Source organism: Bradyrhizobium sp. Kon69 (assembly GCF_055807515.1).
The window spans coordinates 1-281 of sequence record NZ_JBVVOS010000310.1; the positions used below are offsets into that span (position 1 = coordinate 1).

General features: G+C 52.7%; 1 protein-coding gene. It reads left to right on the forward strand.

The genetic code is table 11. From position 1 onward, the window contains the following. On the forward strand, positions 1 to 281 hold a 281-nt coding region (locus AC0L3U_RS39275; protein ID WP_473365102.1), incomplete at both ends, for a hypothetical protein.

Consider the following 281-nt stretch of genomic DNA (forward strand, 5'->3'; position numbering starts at 1 on the left):
CTGGAGCACGCGTAATAGCCAATGCCCGGCATTCCGATGTCGGCGACACGGTCTTTAAAGTCTGGGCGCTTGAGCCATTCCCTTCGCAGTTGGTCGCGCAAACCGTGGCCAAGGCAAGGCCAGGTCAATCCGATATTCCTGGTGACCTACTCGACCTCTTGCGTCTACCTCTGTTGTTGTCTCTATACGTACTATCAGGGAACACAGGTTCGGCAAGTGGAGCCCTTCTTAACGATTTTCATAATCGCTTAGCCCGCAATATGCCCGAGCAATTTAGCAAT